Annotated in this window: 10 protein-coding genes; 7 read left to right on the top strand and 3 right to left on the bottom strand. The window is 60.5% G+C overall.

Annotation, left to right across the window (positions count from 1 at the left end; all coding sequences use genetic code 11):
• From ACIREA_RS12855 to ACIREA_RS12840, 4 genes are all read left to right on the top strand, one after another.
• Positions 1-681 (top strand): hypothetical protein (locus ACIREA_RS12855; RefSeq protein WP_397382675.1); only part of this gene is annotated, 681 nt, incomplete at its 5' end.
• Entirely contained in the window at positions 668-1204 is a 537-nt protein-coding gene (locus ACIREA_RS12850; RefSeq protein WP_397382674.1) for a hypothetical protein, read from the top strand. The genes ACIREA_RS12855 and ACIREA_RS12850, both read left to right, overlap by 14 nt.
• 18 nt (positions 1205-1222) lie before the next feature.
• Complete coding sequence (locus tag ACIREA_RS12845; RefSeq protein WP_397382673.1) at positions 1223-3613, top strand: secretin N-terminal domain-containing protein; 2391 nt, start codon at positions 1223-1225, stop codon at positions 3611-3613.
• An 87-nt stretch (positions 3614-3700) separates the two neighbouring features.
• Positions 3701-5566, top strand: a complete 1866-nt coding sequence (locus ACIREA_RS12840; RefSeq protein ID WP_397382672.1) for a hypothetical protein — start codon at positions 3701-3703, stop codon at positions 5564-5566.
• 33 nt (positions 5567-5599) lie between these two features.
• Here ACIREA_RS12840 and ACIREA_RS12835 read toward each other — a convergent pair whose 3' ends face one another.
• Positions 5600-7009 (bottom strand): sulfatase, encoded by a 1410-nt coding sequence (locus tag ACIREA_RS12835; protein WP_397382671.1) that lies wholly within the window; start codon positions 7007-7009, stop codon positions 5600-5602.
• A 144-nt stretch (positions 7010-7153) separates the two neighbouring features.
• Here ACIREA_RS12835 and ACIREA_RS12830 point away from each other — a divergent pair, with 144 nt between their 5' ends.
• Positions 7154-9457, top strand: coding sequence for a hypothetical protein (locus ACIREA_RS12830; protein ID WP_397382670.1), 2304 nt, complete (start codon positions 7154-7156; stop codon positions 9455-9457).
• On the opposite strand, the gene ACIREA_RS12825 is transcribed toward ACIREA_RS12830, so the two are convergent.
• Positions 9387-10784 (bottom strand): hypothetical protein, encoded by a 1398-nt coding sequence (locus tag ACIREA_RS12825; RefSeq protein WP_397382669.1) that lies wholly within the window; start codon positions 10782-10784, stop codon positions 9387-9389. The genes ACIREA_RS12830 and ACIREA_RS12825 overlap by 71 nt on opposite strands.
• A gap of 141 nt (positions 10785-10925) precedes the next feature.
• On the opposite strand from ACIREA_RS12825, the gene ACIREA_RS12820 reads away from it, so the two are divergent.
• Positions 10926-13244 (top strand): hypothetical protein, encoded by a 2319-nt coding sequence (locus ACIREA_RS12820; RefSeq protein WP_397382668.1) that lies wholly within the window; start codon positions 10926-10928, stop codon positions 13242-13244.
• Entirely contained in the window at positions 13241-13807 is a 567-nt protein-coding gene (locus ACIREA_RS12815; RefSeq protein WP_397382667.1) for a hypothetical protein, read from the top strand. The genes ACIREA_RS12820 and ACIREA_RS12815 overlap by 4 nt, the downstream gene beginning before the upstream one ends.
• 68 nt (positions 13808-13875) lie before the next feature.
• Here the strand turns inward: ACIREA_RS12815 and ACIREA_RS12810 are convergent.
• Positions 13876-14318 (bottom strand): Gfo/Idh/MocA family oxidoreductase (locus tag ACIREA_RS12810; protein ID WP_397382666.1); only part of this gene is annotated, 443 nt, incomplete at its 5' end.

Raw genomic sequence — 14318 nt, 5'->3', positions numbered from 1 at the left:
CTCCAGGCGCATGATTTCATGGACGAACCCTCAGCCATCCACATCTGGACGGCCTGTGAAACCGACTTCGTGCCGCAACTGGCTTGCTTGTTTGTGGAGGCCGAGGTTCGAAAGGAGCCACGCCCTGATCCACGTCCGCCGGTGGAAGCTGGAGGACTGTTGCCGCAACTCGTGGCAACCTTACGCAAGGAACAGCAAACCCGGCAGGGCAGAACGCTGCTGCTGGCGGCGGCGGCCATGATTTATCTGTGTTTCTTCGGGGCCTGGTGGTTGCGTTTGCAGTGGCGGGAGGGCAGCTTGCACAAGGCAGAGACTCAGCTCGCCCTACGGCAGCCTGAAATCGACCGCGTGACTCAGGCGCAGGCACATTGGCTGGCGATGGATGGAGCCATCAATCCCGATCTGTATCCGGTGGAGTTGTTTCATCAGATCGTCTCACTGCTCCCTGAGGAAGGCATTCGCCTGAAGGAGTTTCAGATGGAAAATGGCAAAATCATTGTCAGCGGCGAGGCGACAACAGTTCAACATGCTCTCGGGTTCAAGGGACGTCTGTCTGAATGCACCGCGCTGCAGCATTATGCATGGAAATTACCGCAGCCCTCGATTCGTGAGGACAATCGTGCGGAGTTTCGTGCCGAGGGAACACTCAATGCAGGAGGTGCCGTCCATGAAGGCCAGTGAGCGGCGGCTGATCATGATCCTCGTGGTGCTGGCCGCAGTGTGCGGAGGAGTTGTTCTCTCTCAGCGTCTGCTGAGCATGCAGCATGGCATTGAGCGCCGTGAGCAGACACTCGAACTCCGGCAGATGGAGGCGCAGGCGCTGCTGGCCGAGACGGATCTCTGGCAGCAACGCCTCGAATGGCTGCAAGTCTCGCAACCACCGATGAGCAGTGAAAATGAGGCCAGTCAGGAACTGCTGGAAGGCCTGCTGACTTCAGCGGCGGCGCAGGGACTGGTGGTACAGAAGAAGCAGCTGCATGAGCCGGTGAGTGAGAAGTTTTACCGCGAAGTCGGTGTGACGCTCACGGTGAAAGGCGGGCTGCCTGCCGTGTTCCGATGGATGCACCAGATACTGTCTCCCGAATCTTTCTGCGTGGTGACCGAGCTCAAGGTGGTGCCTGACAGCGCTGATCCTGCCAGCGTGGTTGCCACCATCCACTTCAGCCGCCTGCACGCGCCGGCCATGGCCGAGTCTTCCAGATGATCCGACCAACCTAAATTTATGAACTCATACGCACTGACATTTTTATTCCTCGTGCTGCTTTCTTTTGCCAGTTTGCAGGCGCAGATTCCAAACCGTCCTGCGGCTCGCTCCATTCTTCCTCCGCCTGCGGCTCCAAGCCTTTCCACTCCGCCAGCTTCTGGTGGCAATTTGATCAGCTTCACTGCGACGCCGGTGGCGGAGGTGCTGGCGGAGTACTTCCGTGTCACGGGGCGCAAGGTGCTGCGTGATCGTGGGATGGAGAATGCGGTGGTGACCATTGATGTGCCCGGGGAATTCAGCGATGAGGAGTATCGTTCGATCATTGAGAAAGGGCTGCTGATGCATGGCTATGCGCTGGTGCCGAGTGGTGGGAGTCTTTTTAAACTGGTGGCCACGGAGGGCGGGGGGAGCCTGCCGTCTGCGCAGAATGTGCCGATGATTCTGAGGGCTGAAGATCTGCCGGATGCGGATCAGGTGGTGACGCATGTGCTGCAGCTCAATCATTTGAGTGCGGAGGATGCCAGCACGGCGTTTCAGACGATCATTCCACTGCATCCGTATGGCCGGATTCTTGCCGTGCCCAATTCTCAGTCGCTGGTGATCACAGAAGCTTCGCAGACCATTCGCGCCTACCTCGAACTTGCACAGCAGGTGGACCATCCGCCGATGGCGACTGTGCAGAAAACGATCCGTATTGAGCGTGCGGAGGCGCAGGAAGTGATCGAGCAGCTTGAGACACTGCTCGGTCTGGACAAGTCCTCTTCATCAAGCCGTTCATCCGCTGGAGGCGGGATGGGCGGCGCAGGCAGTCCAGGGGCACCGGCGTCCGCCACCGCCTCCTTGGCAAATTCTGCGCTGACTGCGGGCAGCCCCTTGATGCAGGCGGTTTCCAGAACCAACAGCATTGTGGTAGTTGCGCGCCCGCTGGACATGCAAAAAATCGAAGCATTGGTGCGTGAGCTGGATGCCGAAGCGTCGGTCAGCCGCTACTTTTCGCGCAAGCTGAACTATCTTGATCTTTCTGTGTTCCTTGGCATCGCGGAAAAGGCGCTGATGCGGCATGATCCCAAGCAGGTGGGCAGCAGTCTGGAATCGCAGCAAAAGGCGCAGTCATCAGCTTCAGCGCAGCCGGTCAGCACTTCCCAGCCGTTTGGTTCCGGCTCCTCCTTGGGGTCCGGACTCAATGGGGGGGGCAGCGGAGGTGGTTCCGGATTGTCTGGCGGAGGAGCCTCGGGGCAGGGATTCGGCAGCGGCAGCGCCGCCCCGGATCTGCAGATCACCAAGAAGCCCATCAGCATTCTCATTGCGAACACGCTTGTCATCGCTGATCCAGCCAGTTCGAAATTCTTTGCCAGCGGACCTCCAGACCAGATCAAGGCTTTGGAGGATCTTGCAGATGAACTCGATGTACGCCCGCGTCAGATTTTGCTTTCCGCGATCATCGGTGAATTCACGCTGAGCGATAACTTTAATTTTGGTCTCGACTGGATTCAAACCCTCAAGAAGGTGGGTGATGACGGTCTGGTCGGTGGTGTGCTAAACACGCAGGGCACAGCATTCGCCAATCCCTCCAATTTGAAGGACATCGCCGGGTTTATTGGTGCCGGCGGACCTGCGGCGATCGGCGGACTCACGGCCTATGGGCAGATCAACAAGAACCTCAACGTCTTCCTGCAGACGCTGGAGAGCACGAAGCGCTTTCATGTGCTGCAGAAGCCCACGCTGACCACGCTCAACCATCAGCCTGCGCGGATTTACATTGGCCAGCAGGTGGCGATCGCGGGGCAGAGCTACACGAGCGGTGTGGTGGGCGGAGGGTTTACCTCCACGACTCAGTACATTCCGGTGCGGCTGCAGCTGGACATCACGCCGCACATTTTCAACGACGCGGAAGTGATGCTGGAATTTAAGCAGCAGAACAATGACATCTCCAGCTATACGACGATCAGTGGCAACCAGGTGCCGAACATCTCCGAGCAGGGGATGTCGAACAGTTTGATCGTGGCGGATCGCGCGACGGCGATGCTGGGTGGACTGATCACGGAGCGTGACAACAACGGCAAAAGCGGGCTGCCGTTTCTGGTGCGCATCCCGCTGATCAAGTATCTGGTGGGCAGCACCAACAAGGCGAAGGAGAGGCGCGAGATGATGATCTTTGTGCAACCGCGCATTCTGGAGGACAGCACGGCGCATATGCTGGAGCAGGCGAAGTTTAGCGACTACAGCGCGAACTTTGATGAGGCGGCGGGTTTTGCGGGAATGCCTGAAACTATTGTGCCGCGTGCCCTGCCAGCGGATGCAGAAAAACCAAATGCTCTGCTGCCACCGCCGGAGACCGTGGCGGCCGAGCCGAAGAAGGGACTCCTGGGCAAGATGAAGGGGTGGTTTCAGAAAACGAATCCTGATTGATCCGGCGTTGCTCCAACCGCTGCGGAATTCATTCGGATGCCGTCAAAAGACTTGGCCTCCTCTGCGTTTTGAGGTGTAATGCCAGGCATGAGCCAGACTGCAACCCATAACCCGGCCTTTGCACTTGTGGCACAGCGTGTTCAGGTGTGGGTGGCGCTGCGGCGCTGGCTTGCGGTGCTGCGCATGACACTGATTCCGGCTTCTTTGGTGTTGGTGCTCCTGATGCTGGCTGCGTTGCGTGGTTCGGGTGCGGTTTTTTCCCCATGGCTTGGTCTGGTCGTGTGGCTGGCAGGCTGTCTTGGCTATGTGTGGTGGCAGCGCCCCGGTGAGTTTAGCGCGCTGGCCTTGTGGGATCAGGCAGCGGGACGGCGAGAGGCCTTCGCCTCAGCCTGGTGGTTTGAAAAGCACGCCGAAGAATGTGAGAAGACGCGTGCGCACATCGACGCGCAGCGTGAAGTTTTGGCGCAGGCATGGCCTGCATCCTTGAAACGAGACCTGCCCTTGCGGCCGGACCGCTGGCTCGCCTTGCCACTGCTCATTGCGATTCTCGGCAGCTTCATCAGCATCATCACGGCCCCGCCGTCTGAGGTGGTGGTGATGGATCAGGACATGACGCGCAAAGCCGCCGAAGAGGCGAAGAAACTGGCGCAGACCGACTGGGAAAAGAAAAAGCTCGCGGGGCTCAAGGAGGAAGAGTCCAAGCAGGTGGAAGACTTGAAGCAGAAGCTGCAAAAAACCGCCGCAGATCTCGCCCAGGCAGGAGGCAAGGATGCACGTGATGTGCTGGCCGAGTTGGAAAAGCGTGCGCGTGAGGCGGAGAAACTGGCGGATGAACTCGGCAACGGCAAGGAACCCTGGGCCTCCGAAAAACTTATCGATGCACTGCGCCAGCATGCCGACACGGCGGACCTCGGCGACGCTGTTGCTGCGAAGAATGCCCAATCCGCTTCACAGGCCGCTGAGGCGCTCGCGAGCCAGCTCAAATCACCCCAGCTCGGGGAGGAAGCGAAGGAGCGCATGAACGAAACGCTCAAGGATGCGCAGCAGCAGTCGGATCAGGAGGATCGCAAACGCGCCGTGGGCCAGAACGTACTCGCGGCGGGAGATCAGATGCAGCAGGGCAAAGCAGCCGGTGCAGGCGAAGAATTTCAGAAGCTGGCAGACAAGCTGCGCGACCTCGCGCTGCGTGAACAGTCGCGCAAGGAACTGCAGCAGCTTGCCCAGCAGCTGCGTGATTCTGGCAGCAAGATCGCCGGACAGCAGGACAGCAGCAATGGGGCGATGCAGCAGATGAGCCAGGCGGGACAGGGGGAATCCTCCCAGCAGCAGGGACAGCAGAGTGCACCGCAGACAGGGCAGGCGCAGAACGGCCAGCAGATGCTCAATCCTCCAGGCATGGGCCAAGCAGGGCAGCAAAATCAAATGCAGCAGCCTCAGGACGGACAGGGGCAGGGCCAGCAACAGCAGCCCATGATGAGCATGGGCCAGGGGCAGCCGGGACAGGCCGGCAAGCAGGGCCAGCCCAGCAATGGTCAGCCGATGCTGCTGGCACCCATTCCCGGTGGAGCCAAGCCGGATGACAAGCCTCCTACAATCATCATCACTGGGGAGGGCCCTCCGCCTGATCCCAATGGCCCCATGCTGAGCATGCCCGGCAATGGTCTGCCCCCCGGCAAAGGCAAAGCCGATCTCAACAACACGCCCACAGCCAAGCAGACCACCGACAATCAAAGCGTGGTCCGCGCCCAGCAGAACAGCGAGGGCCAGAGCACCGTGCGCAGCGTCGAAGGTGGTGCACGCAATGAACAGTCCACCCGCACCTCCACGCAGACCGCACTGGATGCGATCCAGGCCGAAGAAGCCGCTCTGGATGAAGCCGCTCTGCCGCCTGCACGCCGCGAACAGGTGCGGCGCTACTTCAACGAATTGCGGAAACGGTTTGAGGGGAAGTGAACGCGGTCATGCGCTCCAGCGCTGCATCTCGCCTCATGGTACGTGCCGCTTCGCCTTCGAGCCGCCGCCTTTCCAGATGTCATACTTTGGGTCGGCATAGCGGTTGAAGAAAGCATCCAGCTGCTTGGCCAGATCTGCTTTGATCTCTTCCGTGCCGGGCTGGCCGTATTGATTGAAGCGTTCCTGCGGGTCGGTCTGCATATCGTAGAGTTCGTAGGGGCCGGAGGGAAAGCGGGCGACGTATTTCCAGCGGGTGGTGCGGATGGCGCGTGTGGTTTCCATTTCGTAGAAGACGGGGTTGTCCCCATTCGTGAGGGGCTGGCCACGCAGGGCAGGGGAGAAGTCGCGGCCCGGGGATTTTGGCTGCTGGGGCATCTTGTCTCCCAGACCGAGTTGGGAGAGCACGCTGGGCATGAAGTCGTAGTTGCTCACGAGGGCATCGCAGGTCTGGGCGGGCGGGAGGGTGCCGGGCTGGCGGAAGATGAGCGGGATCTGCATCATGAGCTCATGCGCGCCGATGGGGCGGAAGTGATCGCCCATGCCCCACATACCGTTTTGGCCGCCCATCCAGCCTTGATCGCTGGTATAAACCACCAGCGTGTTTTCCTCCAGGCCGTTCGCCTTCAGCGCGGCCATGATCTCGCCCACGCCATCATCCACACCGCTCACCTCGCTGGCCATGCGGCGGCGGGCGGCATCGGTGTTGTGAAAGGCTTTGTTGTCATGCTGCCAGGGGTGCATGGCATCGCGGGGGAAGGAATGCAGCGGCTTGTCTGCGTAGTAGGCTGCATGCCGGTTTTTGGACTCATTGAGCATGAGCTTGCCGAGTGAATAGGGGCCGTTGTAGGCGAGGTAGAGGAAGAAGGGGTGGTCCCTGTTTGAGGTGATGAACTCGACGCCCTTGCGCGTCCAGAAGTCCGTGGTGTAGCCGGGTTCCACGCGGAGCTGGCCGTTTTCGATGACCTTCTGGTCGTAGAACTCCATGGTGCTGCCGTCCGGCTTCGTCGTCCAGGTGGTGAAGCCTTCGCTCGGCGTCATGTTTGCGCCGAGGTGCCATTTTCCGCTCAGCCCGCAGGTGTAGCCCGCATCCCGGAGCACCTCGCCCAAGGAGGTGAATTCCTGAAGCGTGTTGTAGGCCGCAGGGCCCATCATGAACTTGGGATCGAGAAAGGAATGCAGGCCGTGCTGGGAGGGGATCAGCCCGGTCAGAAACGTCGCCCGCGTGGGCGAGCAGACCGGATTGCTGCTCAGCGCATGGGTGAAACGGATGCCCTCTGCCGCGAGCCGGTCGATGTTAGGCGTGCGGATGTCTGGGTTTCCGTAGCAGCCCAGCGTCCAGGCCCCCTGATTATCGGTCAGGATAAAGACGAGATTGGGAGGGCGTGGAGCGGCGGCGGACGCCAGGCAGACAAGCCCAAGGGCGAGAAAACAGAGGGGCTTCATGGCAGGAAAACGGTCCAGAATCGGTGAACCTGTCTTTAGGCTATTTCTAAAGCACCCCTAAACACCAATAATTAACTAGAATTGCCATATTAAACGGGGTTTATTATGCTCGTCTGTGCCGTTTTCAGGCACTTCGGATTTTTCATGCCCGCCCCCCCAGTTTCCCAGCGATTACCCGACAAGCCAGTGCGCATCGCACCGTGGCGCGGGCCGTTGCATTTTGGGTTTCTGGTTTTCTCCGCCGCCTGCACGCTGGCTTTGCTGCTCTGCTATCTTTCACTGCTGGTGGGTTTGCTGGTATGGATGGGCAGGGAGGCGTGGCTGATTACCGCGCACAAGGCGTGGAGTGATTTGCTGCAGTGGCGAATGGTTCCTGTGCTGTTGAAGTTGCTCTTCATGGGGGTCACCTGGGGGTTCATGCTTAGGCCCCTGCTGCCCCGGCCCAAGCGCGCGCAGGTGGCGGTGCAGGTCAGCCAAGCCACACAGCCGCAGCTCTTTGAGACCATCCACCTGCTTTGCTGGCACCTCCGCGCGCAGCCGCCGGTGCAGGTTTGGCTGGACTCCACCATCAGAGTGCGCAGTTCCATGCTGGGCGGTTTGAGCGGCATCCTCAGCGGGCAGACGGTGCTGCACCTCGGCCTGCCGGTGGTTTCGGTCATCACTTCGCGTGAGCTTGGTGGCCTGCTGGCGCAGGAGCTCAGCTGCAATGCCGGCGGAATCGGAACCCCCTTTGTGCATGTCGTGCGGGAGATGAACGCCTGGTTTTTCCGTGCCACGCTGGAGCGTGACCCGTGGGAAGTTTATGAGCACGTGAAGCCGCAGCGCGAGGCCGAGTGGCATCACCTGGGTCGCAGGCTCATGCGCGGATGGATGTGGGCGGCCAAAGTGCCGTTCATGGTTTTTGCGATTGTCGCCCGGGTGGTCAGCGCGCCTGCGCTTTGGCTTATAAGGCGCTCTGCGGCACGCTGCGGGGCCAATGTCATCGGCAAGGACATGTGCCGGCGCATGCAGCACAAGCTGACCCTGCTCAGCGGCGCATGGGAGGCGGCGCAGCAGGAGATCCAGGAAGGCATCATTCAGCATCGGCTGCCGGAAAATCTCTCGCTGCTGATGGCGCGTCACGTTGCCAGTGAGGCCAAGGACCGTGCCTCCGCCCGAGCGGAAGAGGCAGAGGCCAGCACCGAACCGAAAGCCGCTGGTCAAACCCTGATGGACGCAGGCGCGACAGCCAAGGGTGCTGCCATCGTCGCGCATCTGTCCCACCTGCAGCCGTCGGCTGCGCTGCTGCGACAGTTCGTCGATCTCTCGCGGCAGGTCAGCTACTTCTACTATCAGCACGGGCTGGGCTTGAACCTGCATGAGCACCGAATGGTCGGGGATGAGGAGGCCATTCATCAAAACAGGGGAGAGGAAGAGGCGCTGCTGGTTATCCGCCGATATTTTGGCGGGCTGGCGCACCCGGAGCGGGCGATGTGCGGTCTGGGCAGCACGCCCACGAGTTCCACGGCTTTGCCGGAACTGCAGCGCGAGATTTTGCAGGTGCGCGAAGAAATCATCGCCTGGGGGCCGCAATTCAAGGTGGCATTGCAGGAGTGGAACCAGGCCTGGCAGCGCCGGCGCGATCTCGAAGCTGCGGCCACGCTCAGCATCGCAGGATTCACGGTCTCGCGCATGCAGTTCGGCACGCGAGACTCCACCCCCGGTTCCTTGCGTGATGAGGCCTACTGTCAGCGCATGGTCATGGAGCACATGGAGGGCCCGCTGCAGGAGCGCGAACGCGTGCTGGAGCGCCGCTTTGCCGCGGCACTCGGCATGGTATGGTGGAGCGATCCCTCAGAACTGAGTGAATGGCTGCGCGTGCGGCGCCGTGACCTCCCGGCCTGGGTGACGATCTATGAAGCCATGAGCGGCGCCCTGCCGTCCTTTCGGGAACTGCTCACCACGTTCTTTGCCTTTCAGACCCTGAACGCGAAGTTTGCCAATGTGGATGATCCCAGCGCCTTCCTCACCGCGCTGCAGTCCGTGGTGCCGAAGATGATCAACCTCCTGCGGCAGATCTCCGCCACCATGGACGGTGCGCCGTTTCCCTTCACGGATAATGGAAAAACAGTCACCCTGAACCAGCATCTCATGCCTGGGCCGCTGCCTGAGATGCCGGGGGTTTCGATGACTCTGATGGATGCCGCCAGCATGCGAGGCATCGGCCAGCAAATGGCTGTTCGGGCCTCCGAATCCATCGCCCCATATGTAGAAACCTTTCTAAGTCACTACCATCGCGCCTTTTCCTGGCTGGCTGAATCGGCCGAACGCACAGAGACTCACTTTCTGGGCTCGCTCAATTACGGTTCGAACACCGAAATTCTCCTGCCTGATGAGTTCACCACGCAGCGCCTGGGCATGAAGTCCCGGTCTCCCGATGCCATCGCCGCATGGAAGCCGCCGTCATGATGCCATTCCAACTGGAACGGGGGCAAGGTGCGGCGGCGGATTCACGCCTTTGACTTGGGGGAGTCTTTATGCGCATCCAGCATTTCTTTGAGCTGTAATTGGAACTCCTCAATCGTCTCCGGGGCCACCTTGCGCATTTTTGCATGACGGCGATCACGAGTTTCAAAGCTGCCGCGTCGTCTTCCAGCATGGCTTCATCGGCAAACTCTGCCAGGGCGTCTTCGGCCGGGGTGATCTTCTCCAGCAAGGGTTTGATTTTGCCCTCATGCTGAGCGGCCGGCAGGGCCTGCCAGAATGTCCAAAGAGCCGTCGGTGAATTGGGGTAATCTGCCGCCCAGCCTTCGGCGGCGGCCAGGTATTCCTTGTCCTCATTGAGTTCGCGGTGGGAGTCGGCCAGCATGGACCAGGAGTCCTCGTCATGGCCCACGGACGCGCCGATTTTTTTGGCCCACACAATGGTGTTTTTGTAGTCGGATGCATCGTAACTGCTGGCAGCACGCATCAAGTAGAGAACGGGATTGGTGGGGGCGATTTTTTCCAGATCGTTCAATGAGGTTTCCAGTTCCTCCTTTTTGTCATCCATCTGAGAAAGGACTCCCAGTTTGGTCGCCAGGAATACTTCGGAGAGCACTGATGGCAAACCGGAGGCTTCGAGCTCTTTGATGAGCGCATAGGCTTTGTCGGTTTCACCATCCTGAACAGCGACGCCCAGCTGGATAAATTTAGTGGACTGCTCCTTGCTCATTCCTTCCTGCGATGAGGCTGCCTGAAATCCCATCAGCAAGAGCGCGGAGAAGCGCGTGTTGACCGTGATGTTTTCGAAGTCTGTCAGCTGCCATTGTCCGCCGCGGCGCAGCAGCCACCAGCGCAGTTTGAATTCGACACCGTCCTCGTCATGAGTTCTTGCGATGATCACGGCTTTGTCGCCAGCGAGATCGATGCGGCGAATTTCGGCATCAAGGAACAGAAAAAACGGGCGCATGATGGGGAACATGCGCTCGCTGGTCAGCAGCATGGCATTTTTCAGCCGGAGCTTCTTGGCCTCGGGGGGCTGTTCCGCCGCCCCGGAGTAAGTGGCCTCGATCAGGGCGTCCCAGTTGACCATCTGCAGGTAGTCACGGATGCGCATCTGGTAAACCGCGTTTTGGAATTGGGAGAGCCACTTCACCAAGTCGGCCTGCGTGGTGGCATCGATGGCCGGAGCGCCTGACAGCAGGGACACGCGGATTTTGGCCGGAGCCTCGCCCGCAGGGGGAGTTTGCGCGACAATGGCAGGGTGGAAGAAGAGGGCCAGGCCTGCAAGCAGGGCGGTGAATGAGCGGCGCATTGCCAAAAAATGTGCCAGAAACAGTCCGAACTGACAAGTATTGGCACGGGGTATGTTATTCATTCTCCAGAGTAAACGCTGGCTTGAACATCTGTCGCATGGCAGGATAGTCCAGCATTCCTTCCCTACACAGCGCCCCCCATGTCGGAGCCGAGTCTATTCAGACATTATCAAATCGTTCAAGACGCCGACGGCAACAACGTCGAGCTCGTTCGTAATTCCGAACAGGTGGCGGTGCTGGCGTTTGACCTAGAACGGCTGGAATACGTGCACTGCCATGTGCTGCTGGAGCCCCTGGCGAACCGTGCTGCATTTGAAGAGTCCTGCAAACTGCTGCAAAAGCGCGGCCATCCTGCGCTGGCGCGCATGATTGAGTTTGGCGAGGACGAGGGAAATCCTTTTTACATCACCAGCAACGTGGACGGCGAGGCTCTGAGGCCCTACCTCGCCCGGCTGCAGGACATTCCAGGATGGCTTGCCATCATGATCGCCACACGTGCGATGGAGACTGCCGTGGCGCTCTGTGAGCGCGGCGAGTTTCTTTCCGAATCTCCGCTCGATGGGCTGCGCATTGTGCAGACCGCGCCGCAGGCCGTGCAGGTGCTGGCGGCGGATTATCATGTGCTCGAATCCAATGCCGGAAAAAAGCGCGCCTTGAAGACCAGCTTTGAAAAGCAGGCCAAATTTCTCCGCACCTTCCTCGTGGAGCAAGGAGGCACGCTGCCGGACCACGCCCTCGCGGTGGCGGATTTTGCCGAACTGCTGGGTGCCTGCCTTTCCAGCGCGGGTGTGGGTGTGATCGCCGCCATGCGCGAGCTGCGCACCAGTTTGCAAAAGCTCGCGCCAGCGCAGCTGTCCGGGGAAATCCCCACAGCGCAGAAACCGCGCGCGCTGCTGGCCCCGCTGCTGGCCGGCTATCAGGACGTGGCACGCGGGCTGGTCAATCTGGTGCGCATTCAGAGCCAGCGCCTCGACATGGCCAATCCCTACAGCATGCGCGGGACGCTCACGAAGACAGGACGCTCCGTGCTCATCGAGCAGGTGCCGCCCGCGCGCATCTCCCATGCACGTGTGAAGGAGGCTGATGACGCTGCCTTCAAGATCACCAAGCAGCGTGACAATCCCAGCCTCATCACCCTCGCGCTCGTCAATGAGTCTGAGGACATCACGTGCCTCGCGGAAGAAATCGCCGAGGGAATCAGCCTTGCCGAGCTCATGCGGGAGCGACATTGCCTGGAAGTGCAGGAGGCCTACCTCGTACTCGCCGGGCTGGACACCGCGCTCACGCAGCTGGACAAATCCACGCTGCCGACCAGCAAGCTGCGGCTGGAGGATATTTTCCTGCTCACTGGATTTGCCCGCGAAGATTCGCGCAGCACCAAGCTGCTCGTGTCCAAGCTCAATGAGTGGCCCGCTTTTAACATCATTGTGCGCGCGCATCCCACGCTCGCGTCCATGTCCGGGCGCGGCACCGATCCTGCGGTGCTCCTGCCGCCTGCTCGCGACGGCGCGACTGCCACCGCATGGCATGGCGGATGGCTCGCGGCCTTGAGCAAATTCCTCCTCGGCTTTGAGCCCCCGCTTGGCATTCACGTGGAAACCACAGGCGGTGCGCGTGAGCGCGAAACTGTGGCGCGCCTGCTGGATGACGAGATCGCCAAGGTGGCTGAGACCAAGCCTGCCCAGCGCAGTGACTTCCTTGCCCGCTATGCGCGCATCATTCAGCACTACGACCTCGCCAAACCCAACGAACCTGTGCGTGCAGGCGGCATGGAACCTGCGTTGAGCCCTGGCTTGAAGCCACGTCCCCAAACAGTTCCCGTTTCCAAAGCACCGGTGAAGCGTGAAGTCTCGGCACCCTTGGGAATCGATTCCTCCCGTTCATCCCCTGTTGCGCTCACCTCCGGTGGTGCGGCCAGGGGGGGGGACGAGCCCACCATTGGCTTTGCCGAACTGCTCTTCCGCAATGGCGGTGAACCCTCCCCGCCCGAAGCGCCTGACTGGGCGCTCGCCGCCGCCAGCGCGCCACCCACACTGCCTGCGCATCTCATCGTACGTGAGGACGTGCCTATTTGGCTGAAGGCTGCTGTGTTTCTCAGCGGCTCTATGGTCATCGGTGCCATGTGTGCGCATCTTTCCGGCTCCGCGCTCTGGCAGAAAAAGCATACGCCAGCCCCTGTGGAGGCCACAGCCCCGAGCCAGCCCTCCACCGCTGCCGCACCCGCCAAGCCCGTGCCTGCACCTGCACCTGCACCCATGGCTGCGCCCAAAGCCATTGCTGTCGAGCCTGAGGTGCCCAAGGCGATTCCGGTGCCCACACCTCCGCTGGAAGTCAGTGCGCCACCGGACAGCAATGTCCCACGTGGCAGCGGCGTCTCCCTCACTTTACCGTCAGGGGCTACCAACCAATTGCGCGGCCAGCTCCCTGCTGGCAATCCACCCGCACCTCCACCGAGATGAAAACATTGTTTCGTGGTCTTGCCGCAGCGCTGCTCGCCTGCGCACTCACCGCCTGCCCGGAGACCACCGTCAACGAGGACTTCGGCCTCAAGCCTGCCGTTCTCAAAGATGCGGACTGGAATGGCAGCTGGACCCCGGTGGATGAGGGCGACGATGACGCGGTGCAGTTCGCCGTTACCAACGCTGCACAAGGACTCCTCGTGCTGACCGAGCCTGGCAAAAAGGACGCCAAACCCATCGAGTTCCGCATTCGCCGCGCCTCCGCCGAATCGAAGATCAAGCTGTGCTTTGCCGTCGCCCAGGAAAGCGATGCCAAAAAGCCTGGTGGAGCTTCTCTGTTTCTCATGCGCACTGCTGAAAACGGTGTGCTCTACACTTGGGGAATCAATCACGATGCCGTCGCCGCAGCCCTCAAATCCGGCCAGCTCAAAGGCACCGTCAAGCCGGACAAAGACGGTGCTCACAGCCACCTCGACTCCACTCCCGCGAACTATGAGAAGCTGCTGGAGCCGCAGTTTTGGAACTGGTCTGAACCTACTTGTCTGAAGCGCGCGAAGCAGTGATGCGAGAGCCGGTTGGCTGAGAGTGCCTCGCCGATGTGACCTGCGCATGAACCGTGCTGGATCTTTAATCAGTCGTTTAATGAGGTCACTCGCGAGCCTTCTTTGGCGGAAACCAGGCATGCATCCAGCACGCGTTGCGTGAGGAGGCTGATCTTGGGCCAGTGTGCGTCGATTTTACCATCGATCACGAGCTGGGAAAATGTGTGAAACAGTCCTGCCTCCTGCGAGCCGGGTGCGTTGCTGCTTGGTTCATCGAGGGCTTCGATCTGCCGGCCTTCGTGCATGTGGGCCTGGCAGCGATCGAGTGCGAACTCGGAGCGGGTGAGGCTGTACTTTGTTTGCGGGCCGGAGAAGGGCAGCACAAAGTCGGAGACCTGCAGCAGACCTTTGTCACCGCTGACGATGGCCCATTGCGCATTGGTCGTGGTGAAGGAGCAGTAGAAGGAGGCGTTCGCGCCGTTTGCAAAGCTCAGCGTGCCGGAGAATTCCAGCGGCACCGCAGGTGAATCGG

The organism is Prosthecobacter sp. (assembly GCF_044373815.1).
In the GTDB taxonomy this organism is placed as follows: domain Bacteria; phylum Verrucomicrobiota; class Verrucomicrobiia; order Verrucomicrobiales; family Verrucomicrobiaceae; genus Prosthecobacter.
The sequence above is the reverse complement of the archived record's forward strand: the minus strand, read 5'-3'. Positions and strand labels throughout refer to the sequence as shown.